Below are 20,811 nucleotides of genomic sequence, written 5' to 3' on the forward strand. Positions count from 1 at the left end.
GCATGACGGCCCTGTCCAGGGAGTCCGCCCTCCCCGCCACCGGGGCGGGGGTCGAGCGCGCGGAGTCGGCGCGCTCGACCCCGTCGGTCCGTCGTCCTCGCGAGGACCGGGTGAAGATCTCCCACCTCCTCTTCGTCCTGCCGGCGCTGCTGTTCTTCGCGGTGTTCGCCCTGCTGCCGCTGGTGGGGGTCGTGGCGCTCTCCTTCACCACCTGGAACGGGATCGGCGCCATCGAGTTCACCGGGCTGACCAGCTGGATCGAGGCGCTCGGGAGGTCCAGCACCTGGAACGGCCTCGGGCTGGTCCTGCTCATGATCGTCGCGACGTGGCTACTGCAGACCCCGATGAGCATCCTGCTCGGAGCCTTCCTGGCGGGCCCGCAGCGGTACCGCAACGTGCTCGCGATCCTGTACTTCCTGCCGCTGCTGCTCTCCTCCGCGGCGATCGCGATCACCTTCAAGTCGCTGCTGGACCCCAACTTCGGCCTGGCGAACGGCCTGGACATGCCGCTGCTCAAGCAGAACTGGCTGGGCGACTCCGTGCTGGTCTGGGTGGTGCTGCTGTTCATCATCGCGTGGCAGTTCATCCCCTTCCACACCCTTATCTACCAGGGCGCGGTGCGGCAGATCCCCCGCTCGATGTACGAGGCGGCGGAGATCGACGGGGCGGGCCGCGTGCGACAGTTCTTCTCGATCACTCTGCCCCAGCTGAAGTACACCCTGATCACCAGCTCGACCCTGATGGTGGTGGGTGCCCTGACCTACTTCGACATCATCTTCGTGCTCACCCAGGGCGGCCCGGGCGCCGCCACCCGGATCCTGCCCTTGGACATGTACCTCACCGGCTTCCGCGGCAACGAGATGGGCGTCGCGAGCGCTCTCGCCGTGATGCTCGTGGTGCTCGGGCTGGGTCTCGCCCTCGGCGTGCAGCGTCTCGGCGGCAAGGACTCCGCCGCCAGCCAGATGGAAGGAGCCTGACATGAAGCGCAACTGGATAGGTGGGGCCTTCGGCTGGCTGTGGCTCGCCGTCGTGCTGCTCCCGATCTACTTCGTGCTGATCACCAGCCTCAAGTCGATCTCGACCTACTTCGGCTCCAACCCGGTGCTGCCCTCGCTGCCGCTGGCGTTCGAGAACGTCACCGCGGTCCTCGAGGCAGACTTCACCCAGTACCTGCTCAACAGCGTGCTGGTCGCCGTGGGCACCGTGATCCCCCTGGTCCTGATGGCCTTCATGGCCAGCTACTCCCTCGTGCGCGGGACCCGCCGGGTGTTCAGCCCGATGCGGAGCCTGTTCCTGCTGGGACTGGCGATCCCCGTGCAGGCCACCATCGTGCCGATCTACCTGATGATCATCTCGATGCGGATGTACGACTCCCTGGCCGCGCTGATGATCCCGGCGATCGCCTTCGGCCTGCCGCTGAGCATCCTGATCATCTCCAACTCCCTGCGCGATGTGCCGAGGGAGCTCTTCGAGGCGATGGACGTCGACGGCTCCACCGAGTGGCAGAAGATGTGGCGCCTCGCCTTCCCGATCGTGCGCCCCGCGCTCGTGACGGTCGCGGTGTACCAGGCGCTGATGTCCTGGAACGGCTTCCTGTTCCCGCTGATCCTCACCCAGAGCCCGGACAAGCGCACCCTGCCGCTGGCACTGTGGAGCTTCCAGGGCGAGTACGCCACCAACGTCCCGGTCGTGATGGCCGCCGTGGTGCTGTCCTCGATCCCGATCGTGATCCTGTACGCCTTCGGCCGCCGCTACCTGGTCAGCGGCATGACCGCCGGCTCCGGCAAGTGACCCCCGACCCCGCCCGCGAACTGCAAGGAGACGTCCCCTCGTGACCTCGACGCCTGCCCGCTCGACCCCCCTGAACGTCGGCCTGATCGGCTACGGCTTCATGGGCGCCGCCCACTCCCACGCCTGGCGCACCGCGCACCGCTTCTTCGACCTGCCGGCCTCCCCGGTGCTGCACACCATCGCGGGCCGCACCGAGTCCGCGGTCGCCGATGCCGCCGAGCAGTACGGCTTCGCCCGCCACACCACGCGCTGGCTGGACCTGATCGAGGTCCCCGAGATCCATGTCATCGACATCTGCACCCCGGGCGACACCCACCACGAGATCGCGCTCGCCGCGCTCGCCGCGGGCAAGCACGTGCTGTGCGAGAAGCCGCTGGCGAACTCGGTCGCAGAGTCCGAGGAGATGGCCCGCGCCGCGGCCGACGCCGCGACCCGCGGCATCCGCTCGATCTGCGGCTTCTCCTACCGCCGCACCCCGGCGCTCGGCTACGCCCGACAGCTGGTCGAGGAGGGCTTCGTCGGCGAGATCCGGCAGGTGCGTGCCCAGTACCTGCAGGACTGGCTCTCGGACGCCGACGCCCCGATGACCTGGCGGCTCGACAAGGACAAGGCCGGCTCCGGGGCGCTCGGGGACATCGGCGCGCACGTCATCGACCTGACCCAGTGGATCACCGGCACCCAGATCGAGCAGGTCTCCGGCACCCTCGCCACCGTCGTCCCCACCCGCCCCGCGGCCGGGACCGCGCAGGGCCTCGGCGGGAAGGGCGATGCCTCCGGCGAGCGCGGCCAGGTCACGGTCGACGACGTCGCCCTGTTCTCCGCCCGCTTCGCCGGCGGCGTGCTCGGCGCCTTCGAGGCGACCCGCATGGCGCAGGGCCGCAAGAACGCGATGCGCGTGGAGATCAACGGTGCGAAGGGCTCGATCGCCTTCGACTTCGAGCGGATGAACGAGCTGGAGATCTACGACGCCACCGCCCCGGCGGGCCGTCAGGGCTTCACCCGCGTGCTCACCACCGAGCCGGAGCACCCCTACGCCGCGGCCTGGTGGCCCACCGGCCACGGCCTCGGCTACGAGCACACCTTCACCCACGAGATCGCCGACCTGGTCCGCGCCATCGGCGAGGGCACCGACCCCTCGCCGTCCTTCGCCGAGGCGCTGCACGTCCAGCGCGTCCTCGCCGCCGTCGAGGCCAGCGACGCCGACGGCTCGCGCTGGACCGCCGTCGGCACCCAGCACCCCACCACCGAGGAGACCACCGCATGAGCACCGCCCCCACCCGAGTCGCCCTCGTCGTCCGCGGCGGCTGGGACGGCCACCAGCCCGTCGAGGCGACCGACCTGTTCCTCCCCTTCCTCGAGGAGAACGGCTTCAGCGTCCGCATCGAGGAGTCGCCGGCGATCTACGCCGATGCCGAGTACATGGCCACGGTCGACCTGATCGTCCAGTGCAACACCATGAGCACCATCGAGCGGCCCCAGTTCGAGGGGCTGCGCGCGGCGATCGAGGCCGGCACCGGCATGGCCGGCTGGCACGGCGGGATCGCCGACAGCTACCGCAGCGAGTCCGACTACCTCACCCTCATCGGCGGCCAGTTCGGCTGCCATCCCGGCAAGCACCCCGACGAGCGCAAGGGCGAGCAGGCCGACAACTACGTCCCCTACACCGTGAACATGCTCCCGGAGGCGGCGGACCACCCGATCACCGCCGGGATCAGCGACTTCGACCTGGTCACCGAGCAGTACTGGGTGCTGGCCGACGACTACTGCGACGTCCTCGCCACCACCACCCAGAAGGTCCGCGACTGGGACCCGTGGCACCGGGAGATCACCTCCCCGGCGCTGTGGACGCGACTGTGGGGCAAGGGGCGGATCTTCGTGACCACCCCCGGGCACCGCGTCGAGGTGCTCGAGGACCCGAACGTCCGCACGCTCGTCGAGCGAGGCCTGCTCTGGGCCGCGCGCGGCAGCGACATGCCCTACGGCGACCACAGCAGGACCCGAGTGAAGGAGGCGACCCGATGAAGATCGGCATGATCGGCTGCGGGGTCATCTCGCGCCAGTACCTGGAGAGCTTCGACCGTCTGCCCGACGTGCAGCTCGTCGCCGTCGCGGACCTCGACCGCGTCCGCGCGGAGGCCGCGGCCGAGGGGCGCGAGGGGGTGCGCGTGCTGAGCGTGGACGAGCTGATCGCCGACGCCGAGGTGGACACCGTCCTGAACCTCACCATCCCCGCCGCGCACGCCGAGGTGGACCTGCGCGCGATCGCCGCGGGCAAGAACGTCTACTCGGAGAAGCCCTTCGCGGTCACCACCGAGGAGGGTGCCCGCGTGCTGGAGGCCGCCGCGGCGGCGGGGGTCCTCACCGGCTCCGCCCCGGACACCGTGCTCGGCACCGGCACGCAGACCGCGCGCGCCGTGATCGACGACGGCGTGATCGGCATCCCGATCGCGGCGACCGCCACGATGGTCACGCCGGGCCACGAGCGCTGGCATCCGCAGCCGGACTTCTACTACGTCCCCGGCGGCGGCCCGCTGCTGGACATGGGCCCGTACTACATCCACACCCTGGTCACCCTGCTCGGACCGGTCGAGGCCGTGATCGGTGCGGCGAGCCGGCTGCGCACCGAGCGCACGATCGGCTCCGGGCCCCGCGAGGGCGAGACCATCCCCGTCACCACGGACACGCACGTCACCGGCGTGCTGGTGCACGAGTCGGGGGTGCTGTCCACGCTGGTGATGAGCTTCGACGCGGTCGCGACCACCGCGCACCCGATCGAGATCCACGGCACCGCCGGCACCCTCGCCGTCCCGGATCCGAACCGCTTCGACGGGGACGTGCGCCTGCACCCGCTCGGCGGCGAGGGCTGGGAGACCCTTCCCGTGACCGGCGGGTTCGAGCAGGCCGGGCGCGGGATCGGGCTGCAGGACATGGCCGTGCGCGGCGCGGACCTGCGGGCCTCCGGGGAGCTCGGCCAGCACGTGCTCGAGGTGATGAACGGGGTGCTCGAGGCCGCCGCGTCGGGCACGCGCGTCGAGATCACCAGCACCGTGGAGCGTCCGGCGGCGGTGCCGCTGACCGCGGCCGACGGCGCGGTGGTCGCCGGCTGACAGCGGGGCCGCTCACCCGAAGGACAGCGGCAGCATCCCCCCGCGCGGGCCGAGCTCCTCGAGCTCGGCCCGCTGCGCCCCGGTGAGACTCTCCCGCCCGGTCGCGCGGCGCAGCGCCTCGGCGTCGGACCATCCCGCAGGGAGCCGCAGGCGCAGCCGGCGCTCGACCATGTCCCGCGCCTCGGCGAGACCCTCGACGGGCGGAGGGGCGGGGGCGTCCTCGGGGCCGAGGTGGGCGAGCAGGTCCAGATGGTGCAGCGTCCACTCGAGCACGTAGGCGTGAAGGAAATCCCGCACGGTCAGGCTCATGGCCTGGGTGGCGACCGGGAGGTCCGGCTCCGCGAGCAGCGCGGCCCGCTCGGCGGCCCCGCCGAGATCCTCCAGGTGGTCGCGCAGCAGTCCCGGGTCCTCGTACGCGGCGGCGAGGCGCACGGTGAGGGCGTCGTGCGGATCGGTGCCGTCGGGCGGGGTGGGCATCGGCGTCCAGCAGCTCAGCGCGTCCGCGGTCGGGGCGGTCTCCGCCGGGGTCGCCAACGTGATCAGCACGTCCTGGGCGTCGATCACGAGGTGGCCGACGAGGTCGCGCACCAGCCAGCCGCGGCATCCGGAGGGCAGGGCGAAGGCGTCGTCGGGCAGCTCGTGGACGGCGCGGCGCAGCGCGGCCCAGCTCGTCGTGAACAGCTCCATGGAGAAACGCTAGCCCTACACGTTCCAGATGACCGGGACCAGCAGGATCTTCACCACCATGGCGAAGGCGAACAGGGTGGCGTAGGCGGCCTCGATCCGCTCGTCGGCCTTCCGGGAGTTCGCGGCGTCCAGCACCGCGGGCTGGCCGAGGAAGCCGGCGACGGCGCCGGCGGAGCGCGCGGCGGAGAGGTCCAGCACCCAGCGGGCGGCCAGCAGCAGCACCACGCAGGAGAGCGCGGAGACGACCACGGACAGCAGCGCGGCGCGCCAGGCCATCGGCGAGGCGAGGACGGCGGCGACCTCGGGCCCGGCGGTGAGGCCGAGCGCGGCGAGGAACAGCAGCAGCCCCAGCTGGCGCACGGTGGTGTTCGCACCGCCCGGCAGGGACCAGACGATCGGGCCGGTGCGGCGCAGCGCCCCGAGGGCCATACCGACGATCAGCGGCCCCGCGGCCGGGCCGAGGGAGAAGGCGCTCCCGCCCGGCATTGGCACGGTGACCATGCCCAGGCCCACGCCGAGCATCAGCCCGAGGCCGAGGGAGAGCACGTCCAGCTCGCTCACCTGGCGGTCGGAGTCGCCGAGGAAGCGGTGCACGGCGTCGAGCTCCGCCCGGTCCACGACCACGGCGATGCGGTCCCCGGGCTCGAGGATGAGGTCGTCGCGGGCGAGCAGCTCGAGGTCCCCGCGCCGCACCCGGGTGACCACGGCGCCGAAGCGGACGGGCAGGTTCAGCTCGGCGATGGAGCGGGAGGCGAGGTCCGGGTTCGAGACGGTCAGTCGCGTGAACTCGACCAGGGAGCGGTCGTGGGCGACGTGCCGGGTCGAGCGCTCGCCGAGCTCGGCGACGACCTCCTCGACCGCGCCCGGCAGTCCGACGGCGACCACCTCGTCCCCGGCCAGCAGGTCCTCGCCGGGCACGATCACGCGCACCTTCCCGTCCCGGCGCAGATAGGAGAAGCGCACCCGCTGCTGGTGCCACTGCGGCACGTCGCGCAGGTTCACGGCGCGGTGGACGAGCACGGTGGTGGAGGCGAGGCTGGTCCCGGCGAGCGCGGGGGTGTCGCCCCGTCCGGGCCAGGCACGGTTCACGACCATGGAGACCAGCACGATCCCGACGATCACGCCGATCGGATAGCCGAAGGAGTAGCCGACGGACGGGCCCGCCGTGCCGGTCAGGCGCGAGGCAGCGTCGAGCGCGGGCGCGGCGGTGAGCGCGCCGGTGAACAGGCCCAGGCCCAGGTCCCGCTCGATCCCGAGGGCGTGGCCCAGCAGGATCGTCGCGAGCGCGGCGATGACGGTGGCGACGGTCGCGGCGCCCAGCAGCGGCAGCTGCTTGTTCAGCGTGGCGAAGAAGGTGGCGCCGGCGGAGATGCCGACGGTGTAGACGAACAGGGCGAGCCCGAGGGTCTGCACGATCTGCATGCCGTCGCCGAGCTGCGGGGCGATCGCGGACAGCGCCAGGCCCGTGAACAGGGCGCCCGCGGCGCCGAAGCGCATCCGGCCGAAGGGGATCGCTCCGAGCACGGCCCCGGTCGCGACGACCAGGAACAGCGTGAGCAGGGGGCTGTTCGCGAGGGCGTCGATCACGGGGGTCCTTCCCGGGCCCGCCCTCGAGCGGGACGGGCGCGCTCGTGCACGGGCACCGCAGTGTGGGGGTTCAGGTCCACGATAGGCCCGTCGGCCGTGCCCGACGAGCCGGGGTTGTCCGAGGTCACGCCGGAAGGGAGGGCCGACGGAGGTCGCGGCCCGCGCGGCGGCGCCGCCCCGCGCGACTGGCAACCCCCGGCACTCCGCGCCATCGCACCTCGTGGTGCACGACACTGGTGGCGACTATGACCGGGCCCCAGCCCGCACTCTCGACCGAAAGGACTGTCGATGGCCGTCTCCGAAGGTGCCAACTACGCCCCCGCCGCGATGCCGAAGCCGGTGGTCGAGCCCGGGGAGTTCGTGTTCGCCGCGATGCATCTCGACCACGGCCACATCGGCGGGATGACCCAGGGTCTGCTCGGCGCGGGCGGCACGCTGAAGTGGGTGTACGACCCTCAGCCCGAGCGCGCCGCCGCGTTCAAGGAGCAGTTCCCCGAGGTCACCATCGCCTCGAGCGAGGAGGAGGTGCTCTCCGACCCGGAGGTGCACCTCGTCGCCGCCGCGGCGGTTCCCGTGGACCGGGCCCCGCTCGGCATCCGCGTGATGGAGGCCGGCAAGGACTACTTCACGGACAAGACCCCGCTGATCTCCCTCGAACAGCTCGCCGAGGCGAAGGCGGCCGTCGCGCGGACCGGGAAGAAGTACATGGTCTACTACTCCGAGCGCATCCACGTGGAGGCCGCGGTGCTCGCCACCCAGCTCATCCAGAAGGGTGCGATCGGCAAGGTCCTGCAGATCACCGGCATGGGCCCGCACCGCATGGGCGATCCCTCCTCCCGCCCCGACTGGTTCTTCGAGCGCGCCCGCTACGGCGGCATCCTCACCGACATCGGCTCGCACAACTTCGAGCAGATGCTCACCTTCACCGGCTCGGACGACGCGGAGATCCTCTCCTCCTCGATCGGCAACTTCGGCAACCCCGACCATCCCGAGCTCGACGACTTCGGCGACGCGCACGTCGCGCTCTCCTCCGGGGCGACGGGCTTCGTCCGCGTGGACTGGTTCACCCCGTCGGGCCTGCGCACCTGGGGCGACGGCCGCACCTTCGTGGTGGGCACCGAGGGCTACCTCGAGCTGCGCAAGTACGTCGACGTCGCCACCGACAACGGCCCGAACCAGGTGATCCTGGTGGATTCCGAGGGCGAGCACCGCCTCGAGGCCGACGGGAAGGTGGGCTACCCCTTCTTCGGCGAGCTGGTGCTCGACGTGCTGCACCGCACCGAGAACGCGATGACCCAGGAGCACGCCTTCAAGGCCGTCGAGCTCGCGCTGACGGCGCAGGAGCAGGCACGGGAGCTCACCGGTCGCTGAGCCTCATCGGCCGGCGGACTCGTCGGCCGCCGGGCCGAGGCCACCACGAGAGGGGCCTGATGCGCATGTGCGCGTCGGTGCTCGTCGGCTGAGGTCAGGCGACGCGGGAGAGCACGTTCTCGCACAGGGCCTGCACGCAGTCGGCGAGGCGGAACCCCGTCCCACCCGTGGTGGCCGCGATCCGTTCCGGGTCGCGGCCGCTCGGCGTCCCGGAGTCCTTGCCGCTCCCCGGAGCCTCCTCGCTTCCCGGCAGCTCTCCGCTCTGCGGAATTCTTTCGCTCGCCGGACCCTCCGGGTCCACATCGCCCTCCGCGGGATCGGGGCGGAGGATCAGCCGCTCGAGCATCGCGGGCCAGCGCGCCTGGACCGGATGCCCGTCGGCGTCGAGCACGAGGAACCGGGGGCCGAGGCCCGCGGGGACGGCGCCGGACGAACCCGAGCGCGACCGCACGAGCCGCAGCCCGCCCTCGTGGACCATCACGTGGTGGCGCCGGCACAGCAGCGCGAGCTCGTCGAGATCCGTCGGCCCGCCCTCCGACCAGGGCGTGAGGTGGTGGGCGTCGAGGTGCTTGCTCTGGTGGCAGCCGGGGAAGACGCAGGTGCCGTCGCGGAGTCGCAGGGCGCGGCGCTGGGCCCGGGAGGCGAGGCGCCGGGCGCGGCCGAGGTGGAGGATCTCGCCGTGGACGTCGGCGAGGGCGAGCGAGACCTTCCCGGTGCAGGCGAGGCGTTCGGCGGTACGGGGCTCGAGGGGTCCGCCGCCTGCGACTCCGCAGCGCGGAAGCGTTCCCGCGGGAACGCTTTCGGAGAGTGACTCGGCGTTGACCTGCACGACCACGAGATGGCGGTCCTCGCCGGAGCGGTCATCTGGCTCGGCGGCGAGATAGGTGCGGGCAAGGTCGTGGAGGGCGTCGGCGCGACGCTGGTCGAGGGTCGCCTCGGTCGTGATCTCGGCGCAGCGCTCGGCGATCGCGGAGCATGCGGCCGTCTCAGTGCTCGAGGGCGGGGCCGTGCCGTCGCGGTCCAGCGCCAGTTCGAGGGCGGTGAGGAGCTCGGCGCCGGTCTCCGCGGGCAGGACCGCGCGGATCTCGACCATGCCGTCCTCCCGCACATGCCAGCGCGCCTCGCGCCGCGAGTCCTGGTCGAGCCGGGAGCCGTCGACCGCCCGGAACGAGGAGACCGTGCGCGCGAGCTGGGAGGCGGTCATCGCGCGGGCCATCTCGACCAGGACCTCCTCCTCGACGCGATCCGCGACGCGGGTGATCTCGCGGACCTTGGAGTAGGAGAGCCTCCCTGCACGGAACTCGGCGACGGTGAGCGGCAGCGCGGGCAGCGCGCGGGCGACGCGGAGGTGCTCCCGCGCGGTGCCGGCGGCCATCGAGCAGGCCCAGCCGAGCCAGTGCGCGGTCGACTTCAGCCCCTCGTAGAACCGCACTCCCTCGCGCGTGTCGAACTCCGCGAGCATCAGCAGGAACTCGCACGTGGCCTGGGCGATCACCGCGGCCTGGTTCTGGATCCGTCGGCCGAGCCGCTCGGCGTGCTCGCGGTCGAGCCGCGGGGGCGGAGCGGAGCCGGGCGAGGGCGGGTCGACGTCGGGGCTGGGCGGTGGTGGGGCGATGAGGGTCATGACGTCCTCCGACCGAGTGACGGGAGTGCGGTCCTCCAGTCCAGTCGAGAAAGGCCTGGAGTTCATCCCCACCTGCGCCGATGTGGATCGATGCCCGCTGTGGAGGAACGGTCGCGCAGGCGCGAGTTCGCGCGGAGGAGAAGAAGGCGGACGGCAAGAAGGCCGAGACGCACGGCCGACGGCTTCGCGCTCCACGAGGAGCGGTCGCGGGGGCGGGCACGGGACGAGGTGCGGGACGGCAAAGAGGGTGCTCGGGACAACAAGGGGCGGCGAGGCGGCGAGCACCCCCTTGCCATAGTTAGCAATGCAAACTACTATCGGTCGTCGTGACCAGAACACCGCCTTCCACCCCCTCCCCGCAGACCCCTGCCGGCACCACGTCGGGGCCGGAGGGCGATGCCGCACTGGACGCCGCGACCCCGTTGGCCGTCGACCCCGTCCTCGCCGAGCTCCCCCAGCACCTCGCGCTCGTGTGCAGCCAGTTCGCCCGGCTCGCCGCGCGCCGCTCCGAGGTGGGCGTCGGCTCGGTGTCCTGGCGGGTGGTGGCGACGATCGAGCGGCTCGGGCCGCTGCGGCTGAGCGAGATCGCCGAGCGCGAGAGGGTCTCCCGCCCCACCGCGACCACCGTCATCAAGCGCCTGGAGGAGGAGGGCCTGGTGCGCCGCGAGGCCGACCCCACCGACTCCCGCTCCTCCCTGGTCAGCACCACCGAGGCCGGCTCCACGCAGCTGGCCGCCTGGCGCGGACAGCTCGCCACCGGCGTCGGCGCCCTCCTCGAGCCCCTGCCCGAGGAGGATCTGGCGACCCTCGCCCGCGCCTCCGAGCTGCTGGCCCGGATCCTCGAGTCGCACGACGGCTGAGCCGCCGCACCCCGCCCGCCCCTTCCCCTCCCCGGAAAGAAGTCCCGCATGACCACGACCACCCCGGCCGCCGCGCAGGCGGCCCCGTCGGCGCCCACGCTGCGCGACGCCTTCCACCAGCCGCGCGCGGTGTGGGCGATCGCCTTCGCCGCGACCGTGTCCTTCATGGGTATCGGCCTGGTGGACCCGATCCTCCCCGCGATCAGCACGCAGCTGGACGCCTCCCCCTCGCAGGCGATGCTGCTGTTCACCAGCTATCTCTTCATCACCGCGATCGCCATGTTCTTCACCAGCTGGTTCGCCTCCGCCGTCGGCGTGAAGCGCACACTGATGATCGGCCTCGTGCTCGTGGTGCTCTTCGCGGCGCTCGCCGCTGGCTCCGGGTCGGTCAACGAGATCATCGGACTGCGGGCGGGCTGGGGGCTCGGCAACGCGCTGTTCATCTCGACCGCGCTCGCCGCGATCGTCGGCGCCACCGCGGGCCCGAGCGGCGGCGCGATCATCCTCTACGAGACGGCGCTCGGGATCGGCATGGCTCTCGGTCCGCTGCTCGGCGGCCTGCTCGGCTCGGTCTCCTGGCGCGCCCCCTTCGCCGGCACCGCGGTGCTGATGGGCATCGGCGCGCTCGCGATCGCGGTGCTGCTGCAGCGCGAGGCGAAGCCCGCGCACGTCTCGCCGCTCGCGGCCCTGCGGGCGCTGGGGAACCCGGCGCTGCGCACCCTGGCGCTGACCGCGATCTTCTACAACTTCGGCTTCTTCACGCTACTGGCATACTCCCCCTTCCCGCTCGAGGCCGCCGCGGCCGCGCACGGCATGGAATTCGGTGCGATGGGCATCGGCGGGGTGTTCTTCGGCTGGGGCCTCGCGCTCGCGATCACCTCGGTGTTCGCCGCGCCCGTGCTGACGCGCCGCCTGGGCCTGATCCCGACGCTGCTGACCACGCTCGGCCTGCTCACCGTGCTGATGGTGGCGCTCGCCCTGGTCCACACCTCGATGACCGCGATGATCGCGCTGATCGTGATCGGCGGACTGCTGCTGGGCATCATGAACACGGCGTTGACCGAGACGGTCATGGAGGCCACCGACCTGCCGCGCGGCGTGGCGAGCTCGGCGTACTCCGGCGTGCGCTTCCTGGGCGGCGCGATCGCCCCGGCCGTGGCCGGCCCCCTCGCGGCGGCGACCACCGCCGGCGCCCCCTACCTGCTCGCGGCGCTCACCCTCGCGCTCAGCATGGCCATGCTGATGATCGGCCGACGGCACCTCGCCGCGATCGGCCAGGAGCACCACCTGAGCGCCGCCGAGGAGGCCGAGGCGATCACCGTCGGCGACGAGGTGTGAGAGCCGGCAGGCCGGCCGGTGCGCGGGTCGGCCGACGGGCGGGGCCCCGGGATGCGAGGAGGCGTCCCGGGGCCCCGCTCGTCGGGCCGTCGGTGGTGGAGATTCCCGTCGGACGCCCGCCTTGCTAAGCTGTTGCGTGTTCCGAAACATGCGTTCTGTTATGCAAAACGTTGGGCGGGGTGCGATGCAAGTACCAGGTCACAAGCCTCTCCTTCACCGACAACGCCGATGTGCGCTGGCATTCGGATGACAGGGCCCGGCTGGAGCGGGCCTGAGGAGTCCCCCGCCCCTACAGCCCCAGCACCACCGTCGCGATCGTGAAGTAGATGATCAGCCCCGTCGCGTCGCAGAAGGTCGAGATGAACGGGTTGGAGAACACTGCCGGGTCAGCGCCGATCCGCTTGGCGACCAGCGGCATCAGCCCGCCGACGATCGCGGCCATGATGCAGATGGACAGCAGCGTCAGCCCCATCACGGCCCCGATCGACAGGCCGTAGACGAGCCCGGAGACCACGAACCCGAGGGAGCCGAGCACCGCGCCCAGCACGGCGCCGACGCGCAGCTCCTTCCACACCACGCGGGGCAGGTCCCGCACCCGCACCTCGCCGACGGCGAGGGCACGGGTGACGGTGGTCGCGGCCTGGTTGCCGGTGTTCCCGCCGGTGCCGGTCAGCAGCGGGATGAACAGCGCGAGCACGACCACCTGCTCGAGGCGGTCCTCGAAGATCTCCAGCACCTGCACGGTGAGGATCGCGGAGACCGCCAGCACCAGCAGCCACACGATGCGGGAGCGGACCACGCGCAGGATCGGGGTGGCGAGATAGGAGCGGGTCAGCGGCTCGGAGCCGCTGGTGCGGGCGGAGTCCTCCGCGTTCTCCCGCTCGATGATCTCCACCGCGTCATCGACGGTGAGAACACCGACGAGCCGCTCCTCCGCGTCGACGATCGGCATGGCCAGCAGCTTCGCGGCGAAGAACCGCCGGGCGGCCTCCTCCCGGTCGTCGGTCGCCAGGGCGCGGACGGCCTCGTGGGCGAGGTCACCCACGCGCTCCTCCGGATCGGTCAGCAGCAGACGGCGCAGGCCCACCACCCCCAGCAGCACGCGGGAGGAGTCCACGACGGGCAGGAGGTACACGGTCTCCGCGTCCTCGCCGCGCTCGCGCACCTCGGCGAGCGCCTCGGCGACGGTCTGCTCGGGGCGCAGCGCGAGCACCTCCGGGGACATGTAGCGCCCGATCGCATGGCGCGGGTAGCCGAGCACCGCGGTGGTCATCGCCCGCTCGTCGGCGTCCAGGCCGTGCATGAGGCGCTCGGCGACGGAGGCGGGCAGCTCGTCGAACAGCGAGGCGCGGTCGTCGGGGTCGAGGTCGCCGATGATCTCGGCGACCTGCGGGGTGCGCAGGGCGGAGATCAGCTCGGCCTGGTGGCCGGGGCTGAGGCCCTCGAAAACGGCGAGCGCGCGGGCCTTGTCCAGCACCCGGAAGAGCAGCGCGGCCTCGGTCGCGGGGCGGGCGCCGACGAGGTAGACGAGCTCCCCGGTGGGCAGGAGCTGCGCCTCTCGGGCGAGGTGCTCGAGCTCGGCCTCGCTCTGCGGATCGGCGCGCAACAGGTCGAGCACGGTGTCGAGAGCGGCGGTGGAGGTCACGGAGCCATTGTGTCCGACGTGGTCGAGGGCCGGCCCCGCTCCCCTTCGAGCGCGGTGTGCGATGCGCCTAGTCGTCCGCACGCGCGAGGCGAGACGGCCACCAGATCCTCTTGCCGATGTCGTCGGCCAGCGCCGGGACCAGGAGGGAGCGCACGACGAAGGTGTCGAGCAGCACTCCGAACGCGACGATGAAGGCGAGCTGCGCGAGGAACAGGATCGGGATGACGGCGAGCGCTGAGAACGTGGCGGCCAGCACGACCCCGGCGGACGTGATCACGCCGCCGGTGATGGCGAGACCTCGCGTGATGCCATCCCGTGTGCCGTGCGCCTTGGCCTCCTCCCTGACCCGTGTCATCAGGAAGATGTTGTAGTCGATGCCCAGCGCCACCAGGAAGACGAAGCCGTACAGCGGCACGGCCGCGTCCGCGCCCGGGAAGTCGAGGATCTGGTTGAACACGATCGCCGAGACGCCCAGCGCCGTCCCGAAGGAGAGCACGGTCGTGAGGATCAGGAGGAACGGAGCGAGCAGGGAGCGCAGCAGGAGCACGAGGATCACGAAGATCACTCCGAGGACCAGCGGGATGATGAGATCGCGGTCGTGGACGGCCGCGTCGTTCGTGTCGACCGCGGTGGCCGTGACCCCTCCCACGTACACCTGCTCGGAGATCTCGTGCAGCGGCCCGCGGAGCGCGCGCACGTCCTTCGCGGCCTGCTCGGAGTCCGCCGCTTCCACCAGGGTGGCCTGGATCAGCACGTCACCCTGGGAGACCCTCACCGCCGGGGATTCGCCGGGGACGAGCGACTCGATGCCGCCGTCAGCGCTCAGGGTCGCGGTGGTGGACGAGGAGCCGTCGACCGTGATCGTCACTCCATCGATCGCCTCGCTCCCGGCGAGCACCCCCGCCACCTCCTCCATGTCCTCTTCGGGCGCGAGGACGTACACCGGCGAACCGGATCCTCCGGGGAAGTGCTCGCCGAGCGCGACCTGACCATCTCGCGCCTGGGACTCACCGAGGACCAGGTCCGACTGCGGGACGCCGTCGGCGCGCAGCTGCGTCAGACCGGATGCACCGACGACCAGCAGCAGGGTCGTGATGATCCAGATCGGTCGGGGGTGGCGGCGCACGAAGCGTGCCACGGCGGCCCACACCCCTCGTGCGGTGGCCTGGGCGCCGGAGGCGGACAGCTCGGGATCGTAGTGCGGACGCCGCGGCCAGAACGCGACCCGCCCCAGCGCGTAGAGGACTGCCGGGAGGAACGTCAGAGCAGCCAGCATCGCGAACGCGATGCCGATCGCCGCGACCGGCCCGAGGGTGCTGTTCGACCGCAGGTCGCTCAGCAGCAGGCACAGCAGGCCCGCGATCACGGTGCCGCCGGACGCCAGCACCGGCTCGATGGTGCCGCGGAGCGCGACGCCGGTGGCGATGCGCTTGCTCCGGTTCTCCCGCAGAGCCTCGCGATATCGCGCGACGTAGAGAAGGGAGTAGTCGGTCGCCGCGCCGATGACGAGGATGAACAGGATCCCCTGCGTCTGTCCGCTGAGAAGGAGGACCCCGGCCTTCGCGAGCCACCAGATGGCGAGCAGCGCGGCGGAGAGCGCGAGAACGCTGGTCAGCAGGACCGCGATGGGGAGGATCACTGAGCGGTAGACGAGCACCAGGATGACGAGCACCGCTGCGAGTGCGACCAGTAGCAGCACGCCGTCGATCCCGGCGAACGCCTCGCTCAGCTCGGCGGAGAATCCCGCAGGGCCGGTGATGTGGAGGCGAACCCCCTCCGGCATGCCGTCCGTGGCCGCGTCCTCGACCTCCGTGAGCACCTCGCCGGTCTCGGCATCCGGGTCCAGCGGCAGGATCGCCTGGACGGCGAGCCCGTCCTCGGAGGGTATGGCCGGCGAGCCGCCCTCCAGCACCCCGTCGACGCCGGCGGCCCGGTCGAGGCTCTCCTGCAGCTCGCCGAGCGCGCTCTCCGACAGCTTCTCGTCCGAGGTGAAGACGAGGATCGCGGGCAGGGAGTCGCTGTCCTGGAACTCGTCGAGTCTGCTCTGGACGACCGTGGCATCAGCCGATTCCGGCAGGAAGGTCGTCTGATCGTTCGAGGAGACCTCCTCGACCCGGCCGAAGTAGGGCCCGCCCACGGCGGCAGCGGCAAGCCAGGCGACGATCAGCACGGCCGGTACGAGAACCCGCAGCCAGCGGGCGAGAGAGCGTGGCACAGGGGGCTCCTGAAACTAGTTAGCCGACGACGTTATTCGCTCAGCATACATATGCCCTGGTGTACGGTTTACGGATGGACGATCGGGAGGACGGCGAGGGGGCGAGCGGCGTCGCCGAGGGCGACGGGGCGCATCGCTGGCTGTACGACCTCGACGCGACCGATCCGCTGTCCGAGCTCGTCTCCCGCGACCACGTGAGCCGTGAGGACATCGTCCAGATCGGTCGCCTGATGGGCGCCATGGCTGATCTGCGCCGAGCCGAGGAGGCACTGTCTCTCGCCGGCCGCGAGTACATGCGGCTCGGGACGACCGACATGAAGGCGGTCCAGTTCCTGATCGTCTCCGCGAACAAGGGCGGGGCGCCCACGGCGAGCGCCCTCTCCGCGCACCTGGGAATATCGAATGCGTCGGTGACGAAGCTGCTCGACCGTCTCGAGCGTGGTGGCCACATCGAACGTCTGGCACACCCGACCGACCGCAGGTCTCGCACCATTCGACTCTCCGAGCAGACGAAGGCCGCGGCCATGGCGTCGATGGGCAGGGCTCAGGCGCAGCGATTCCACGCGGCGGCGAGCCTGACCGCCGACGAGCGCGAGGTCGTGACCAGATTCCTCCAGCACACCGCCGACGACCTCCGCGACGCCCTGGGGCGCTTCTTCTGATCGACGTCCCGACGATCGAGGCCGCCGACGCCCAGCGATCGTGGTGACCGCGCTCGCGGCCGGGCGCTGCTCGCGCTCGACCGGAGCCTCCGCCCGCTCCTGCGAGCGCGGCGCGCCTCAGCCGGCGAGCGCGGCGTATTCGGGGGCGCGGCTCATGTACTCCGCGTCCCACACGTCCATGCCCGGCACGCGGGAGCCGGTGACGGCGCCGACGAGCCGGTCGAGGTACCACTCCCAGCCGGGGCCGATGTGCTCGACCATGTCGGCGGGCACGTCGTGGTGGCGCAGCGCGAGGTGGGTGAGGTCGCCCGCGGCGCCGCCGGCCCCGTCGGAGCCGCCCTCGAGCTCGAGCGAGAGCTTCCAGACCTGGTCCCCGAGTGCGGAGCTGACGGTGAGCAGGCGCTCCGGGTCGCAGGCGTGGATCGCGAAGGACGAGGTGGACGGCTCGCCGGGCTCGGCGGTCATGGTCACCTCGACGACGCCGCTCGCGGGGTCGCCGGCGTAGGTCCCGTACCAGATGGCGAGGCGGTCCGAGTCGGTGAGGTGCTGCCAGACCCGCATCCGCGAGGCGGGGACCGTGCGACGCAGCACCAGGTCGCCGCCGTCGAGTCGTCCGGTGATGCTCATGTGCTCTCCCGAGGTCGGTCGCGGCCGGGCCGGCGCGGTGGCGGCACCACCGTAGCCCGGGGACGGGGCGGGGTCGATCCCACCGCGGCGAGCGGTCCGCCCGTCGGCCGGGCGGCTCATGCGGCGGCGGCCAGCCGACGGGAACGGTCGGCCAGGTGCCAGGCCCACAGCAGCGCCCCGATGATCACGCAGCCGAGCGCGGCGAGCGCCACCACCGTGAGACTGCCGGTGATCAGCGGGGCGATCACGCCGGAGAGCAGCGCGTTCATCACGAGGGTGAAGAAGGTGCCCATCGAGGCGGCGGCGCCGCGCTGGTGCGGGAACAGCTCGAGGATCTCCAGCTGCATCGGGGCGAAGAAGAGGGAGGCGGTGAAGGACATCAGCGCAGGGCCGACGAGGACGGGCAGCAGCGTGAGGTCCAGGCCGCCGGCCGGGTCGGGCGCCAGCAGCACGAGCACGAGGTTCAGCACGCTGGTGGCGAGGGTGCCGATGTAGCCGATCGTGATCAGCCGGCTGCGGTCCATCACGTCGGCCGCGCGACCGACGACCAGGGAGCCGGCCATCATCTCGATGATCAGCGGGGCGAAGAGCACCCAGAAGTCCTGCTCGCCCAGGCCCAGCAGGCGCACCACGATGATCGGCGCGGCGGCGACGAACACGAAGTGGGCGGCGAAGCCGAAGGCGGTGGCCAGCGCGATCCGCAGCATCACCGGGGAGCGGCCCACCTCCCACAGGGACCCGATCACGGCGCCGATCCGGAGCGGGATCCGGGCCTCCTTCGGCAGCGACTCGGGCATCAGGGCGGTGAGCACGAGGACCAGCACGCCGTAGAGGCCGACGCCGGCGAACACCCAGCGCCAGTCGCCGAGCAGCAGCAGCCAGCCGCCGAGGACGGGCGCGATCACGGGGGCGAGCGCGAAGATCATCATGATCCGGGCCATCAGCCGCTGCGCCTCGGCGCCGGCGAACAGGTCCCGCACCACGACGCGGGAGACGATCGTGGCCGCGCCGGCGCTGACGCCCTGCAGGATCCGCAGAGCGATGAGCGCCCCGAGCCCGGTGGCGAGCACCGCCCCGAACATCGCCACGATGTAGATCGCGAGCCCGGTGAGCATGACCTTCTTGCGGCCGAGGGCGTCCGAGAGCGGGCCGTGAAACACGCTCATCACCGCGAAGGACGCGAGGTAGACGCTGATCAGCTGCTGGAGGACCACGTCGGAGGCGCCGAACTCCTCGCCGATCTGCGCGAACGCGGGGAAGACGGTGTTGATCGTGAACGGGCCGAGCATGCCGAGCGCGGCGAGGGTGAGCGTGATGCGGGCCCCCGCGGTGCGGCGTCGGGTCAGGGTCGGCGGGGCCTGCTCGGCGTCGGGGATGCTCACCCTGTCGAGCCTATGGGCAGGCGTTTTCCCTGCCCAGGGACGTCCACGCCCTGGCCGTCCGGGCGGCAGGGCGCTTCGGTGGCGGCGCGTCTGTGCTCGCCGCGCGCCGCCGCCCAGCCGCTCATACCCGGTGCGCCCACAGGTCGCGCAGCAGCGCCGCCCCCGTGTGCAGGGATGGTCGGGGGCGGGGCGCAGGCGCCTTGCGCTCACCACCCTGCCGGCGGCCACTCCTGGCCGGCGGCGAGCGCGTTGAGCTCGTAGGCGCCCTTCCCGTCGATGCTCTCGCGCAGGATGTCGGCGTGGCCGGCGTGCCGGGCGTTCTCCTCGATCTGGTGCAGGGCGTACCAGCGCAAGCTCCAGCGGGTGCGGCCCTCGAACCAGGGCGCGTCGGGGACGGGCGCGAGCATGTCGAGGTCGGCGGCGCGGATCGCGGCGGCGAGCTCCTCTCCCGCCTGGTGCAGCTGCGCGATGAGGGACTCCGGGGTGTCCTCGGGGCGCAGGGCTTCGGGGGCGAGCCCGCCCTCGGCCTGCAGCTGCTCCGGGGTGCGCTCGGGGTCGGAGCCCGGTCCGGGGGCGGCGGCGATGGACAGCGCCGCGCCGCCCGCGATCAGCAGGACGTGGCGGGCGAGCGCGCCGAGGCTCACCCCGGAGGCGCTCGGGACCAGGGCGAGCTGCTCCTGGTCGAGTCCGTGCAGGGCGGTGGCGACCTGCTCGATCTGCTGCTGGGCGAAGGTGGCGAGGCTGTCTGGCTCGTCGGTGGTCGCGGCGGTCAGGAAAGGCATGGGGTGCTCCTCGGTGGGTGCGGATGCTGACAGGCCCCACCCTCCGCACCGATGCGGACAGATCCTGTCCGCGAAGCGGGGCAGACTGTGCACCACCAGGACCGGACACCGGTCGACGCGGAACGAGGAGGCGCGATGAGCGACGTGACCACGAGGGCGCTGCGTCTGCTGGCGCTGCTGCAGTCCCGCTCGGTGTGGACCGGGCCCGAGCTGGCCGACGAGATGGGCGTGACCACGCGGACCGTCCGCCGGGACGTGGATCGGCTGCGGCAGATGGGCTATCCGGTGCTGACCTCGGCCGGGCACGGCGGCGGGTATCAGCTCGGTGCGGGCCGGGCCCTGCCTCCGCTGCTGCTGAGCTCCCCGGAGGCGGTCGCGGTCGCCGTCGGCCTGCGGCTCGCCGCCTCGTCCGGTATCGACGGGCTGGACGAGGAGGCGCTGCGGGCGCTCGCGGCACTGGACCGGATCCTGCCCGCGTCCGTGCGAGCGGAGGTCGGTGCGGTCTCCGAGGCGATGGGCGTGATCTCCCGTCACGCTCCCGGCGCCCGCTCGGAGGTGCTGCTGTCCCTGGTCACCGCGGTGCGGGACGGGGTGCGGGTGCGGGTGGACTACGAGCGGGCCGACGGGGAGCGGTTCGAGCGGCGCCTCGAGCCGCGCCGGGTGCTGTCGATGGAGGGGCGCTGGTACCTCTTCGCCTGGGACCTGGAGCGGGAGGACTGGCGCACCTTCCGCCTGGACCGCATGCACGAGGTGAGCGCCTCGACCCTGCCGATCACCGACCGCCCCGTCCCGGACATCGAGGCCGCGGTGCGGGAGTCGATCACCGTCAGCTCCTACCCCACCGCCTGCACCGTGCGGATCCTGGCCCCGTACGACCAGATCGCACCCCACGTCCCGGCACGCTCCGGCACGCTCGAGGCCGACGGGGAGGACGCCTGCGTGCTCCGCGCCGGCGCCGATGACCTGACCTGGGTGGCGCTGCACCTGGCCCGGATCGGTGCGCCGGTCGAGGTTATCGATCCACCCGCGCTGCTGGAGGAGATCGAACGGCTCGGCCGCTGGGCGGCGTCGGCCGGGCCGGGCGCTGGCGCGGGGGCCGACGAGGAGCCGTGACGGGCCGAGCTGCGGTGAGG

Annotated in this window: 18 protein-coding genes; 10 read left to right on the forward strand and 8 right to left on the reverse strand. The window is 72.2% G+C overall.

Translation table 11 applies throughout. The annotated features are described in order from the left end of the window. Positions 1-2: 2 nt before the first annotated feature. The 5 genes from DEU31_RS11780 to DEU31_RS11800 are packed head-to-tail and all read left to right on the forward strand — an operon-like array spanning position 3 to position 4,898. Positions 3-977, forward strand: coding sequence for a sugar ABC transporter permease (locus DEU31_RS11780; protein ID WP_208109984.1), 975 nt, complete (start codon positions 3-5; stop codon positions 975-977). Position 978: 1 nt separating this feature from the next. Then, positions 979-1,791: a carbohydrate ABC transporter permease gene (locus DEU31_RS11785; protein WP_126988752.1), complete on the forward strand. Its 813-nt coding sequence runs from the start codon at positions 979-981 to the stop codon at positions 1,789-1,791. Positions 1,792-1,831: 40 nt separating this feature from the next. Then, positions 1,832-3,055: a Gfo/Idh/MocA family oxidoreductase gene (locus tag DEU31_RS11790; protein WP_133677257.1), complete on the forward strand. Its 1,224-nt coding sequence runs from the start codon at positions 1,832-1,834 to the stop codon at positions 3,053-3,055. After that, positions 3,052-3,813, forward strand: coding sequence for a ThuA domain-containing protein (locus DEU31_RS11795; RefSeq protein WP_133677258.1), 762 nt, complete (start codon positions 3,052-3,054; stop codon positions 3,811-3,813). Before DEU31_RS11790 ends, DEU31_RS11795 begins: the two co-directional genes overlap by 4 nt. After that, the gene (locus DEU31_RS11800) at positions 3,810-4,898 is read left to right on the forward strand and encodes a Gfo/Idh/MocA family oxidoreductase (protein WP_133677259.1); all 1,089 of its coding nucleotides are present in this window, start codon (positions 3,810-3,812) and stop codon (positions 4,896-4,898) included. Before DEU31_RS11795 ends, DEU31_RS11800 begins: the two co-directional genes overlap by 4 nt. Positions 4,899-4,910: 12 nt before the next feature. On the opposite strand, the gene DEU31_RS11805 is transcribed toward DEU31_RS11800, so the two are convergent. Then, positions 4,911-5,585 carry a maleylpyruvate isomerase N-terminal domain-containing protein gene (locus DEU31_RS11805; RefSeq protein WP_133677260.1) on the reverse strand — a complete coding sequence of 225 codons (675 nt, stop codon included), beginning with the start codon at positions 5,583-5,585 and terminating at the stop codon, positions 4,911-4,913. 15 nt (positions 5,586-5,600) lie between these two features. Continuing rightward, a complete protein-coding gene (locus tag DEU31_RS11810) occupies positions 5,601-7,172 on the reverse strand; it encodes a TrkA C-terminal domain-containing protein (RefSeq protein ID WP_133677261.1) in 1,572 nt (523 codons plus the stop codon). A 288-nt stretch (positions 7,173-7,460) separates the two neighbouring features. Between DEU31_RS11810 and DEU31_RS11815 the strand changes: the two genes are divergently transcribed. Further along, positions 7,461-8,543 (forward strand): Gfo/Idh/MocA family oxidoreductase, encoded by a 1,083-nt coding sequence (locus DEU31_RS11815; protein WP_133677262.1) that lies wholly within the window; start codon positions 7,461-7,463, stop codon positions 8,541-8,543. 94 nt (positions 8,544-8,637) lie between these two features. Here DEU31_RS11815 and DEU31_RS11820 read toward each other — a convergent pair whose 3' ends face one another. Next, complete coding sequence (locus tag DEU31_RS11820; protein ID WP_133677263.1) at positions 8,638-10,167, reverse strand: HNH endonuclease signature motif containing protein; 1,530 nt, start codon at positions 10,165-10,167, stop codon at positions 8,638-8,640. 326 nt (positions 10,168-10,493) lie between these two features. On the opposite strand from DEU31_RS11820, the gene DEU31_RS11825 reads away from it, so the two are divergent. Together DEU31_RS11825 and DEU31_RS11830 are read left to right on the forward strand one after the other, a co-directional pair. Continuing rightward, positions 10,494-11,027 (forward strand): MarR family transcriptional regulator, encoded by a 534-nt coding sequence (locus DEU31_RS11825; RefSeq protein ID WP_243733822.1) that lies wholly within the window; start codon positions 10,494-10,496, stop codon positions 11,025-11,027. Between the two features lie 48 nt (positions 11,028-11,075). Further along, the gene (locus DEU31_RS11830; protein WP_133677264.1) at positions 11,076-12,365 is read left to right on the forward strand and encodes an MFS transporter; all 1,290 of its coding nucleotides are present in this window, start codon (positions 11,076-11,078) and stop codon (positions 12,363-12,365) included. 289 nt (positions 12,366-12,654) lie between these two features. Here DEU31_RS11830 and mgtE read toward each other — a convergent pair whose 3' ends face one another. Together mgtE and DEU31_RS11840 are read right to left on the reverse strand one after the other, a co-directional pair. Then, positions 12,655-14,010, reverse strand: coding sequence for a magnesium transporter (gene mgtE, locus DEU31_RS11835; RefSeq protein WP_133677265.1), 1,356 nt, complete (start codon positions 14,008-14,010; stop codon positions 12,655-12,657). Positions 14,011-14,077: 67 nt separating this feature from the next. Beyond that, positions 14,078-16,225 carry an MMPL family transporter gene (locus DEU31_RS11840; protein ID WP_133677266.1) on the reverse strand — a complete coding sequence of 716 codons (2,148 nt, stop codon included), beginning with the start codon at positions 16,223-16,225 and terminating at the stop codon, positions 14,078-14,080. A gap of 74 nt (positions 16,226-16,299) precedes the next feature. Between DEU31_RS11840 and DEU31_RS11845 the strand changes: the two genes are divergently transcribed. Then, positions 16,300-16,887 (forward strand): MarR family transcriptional regulator, encoded by a 588-nt coding sequence (locus DEU31_RS11845; RefSeq protein WP_133677267.1) that lies wholly within the window; start codon positions 16,300-16,302, stop codon positions 16,885-16,887. Positions 16,888-17,004: 117 nt separating this feature from the next. Here the strand turns inward: DEU31_RS11845 and DEU31_RS11850 are convergent, their stop codons facing one another. The 3 genes from DEU31_RS11850 to DEU31_RS11860 form a co-directional block, all read right to left on the reverse strand. Then, complete coding sequence (locus DEU31_RS11850) at positions 17,005-17,514, reverse strand: SRPBCC domain-containing protein (protein WP_166649491.1); 510 nt, start codon at positions 17,512-17,514, stop codon at positions 17,005-17,007. A gap of 116 nt (positions 17,515-17,630) precedes the next feature. Further along, complete coding sequence (locus DEU31_RS11855) at positions 17,631-18,896, reverse strand: Bcr/CflA family efflux MFS transporter (RefSeq protein WP_133677269.1); 1,266 nt, start codon at positions 18,894-18,896, stop codon at positions 17,631-17,633. Positions 18,897-19,102: 206 nt separating this feature from the next. After that, the gene (locus DEU31_RS11860) at positions 19,103-19,678 is read right to left on the reverse strand and encodes a DUF664 domain-containing protein (protein WP_133677270.1); all 576 of its coding nucleotides are present in this window, start codon (positions 19,676-19,678) and stop codon (positions 19,103-19,105) included. Between the two features lie 135 nt (positions 19,679-19,813). Here DEU31_RS11860 and DEU31_RS11865 point away from each other — a divergent pair, with 135 nt between their 5' ends. Beyond that, entirely contained in the window at positions 19,814-20,791 is a 978-nt protein-coding gene (locus DEU31_RS11865; RefSeq protein WP_133677271.1) for a YafY family protein, read from the forward strand. Positions 20,792-20,811 lie beyond the last annotated feature (20 nt).

Source organism: Brachybacterium sp. AG952 (assembly GCF_004362645.1).
In the GTDB taxonomy this organism is placed as follows: Bacteria; Actinomycetota; Actinomycetes; order Actinomycetales; family Dermabacteraceae; genus Brachybacterium; species Brachybacterium conglomeratum.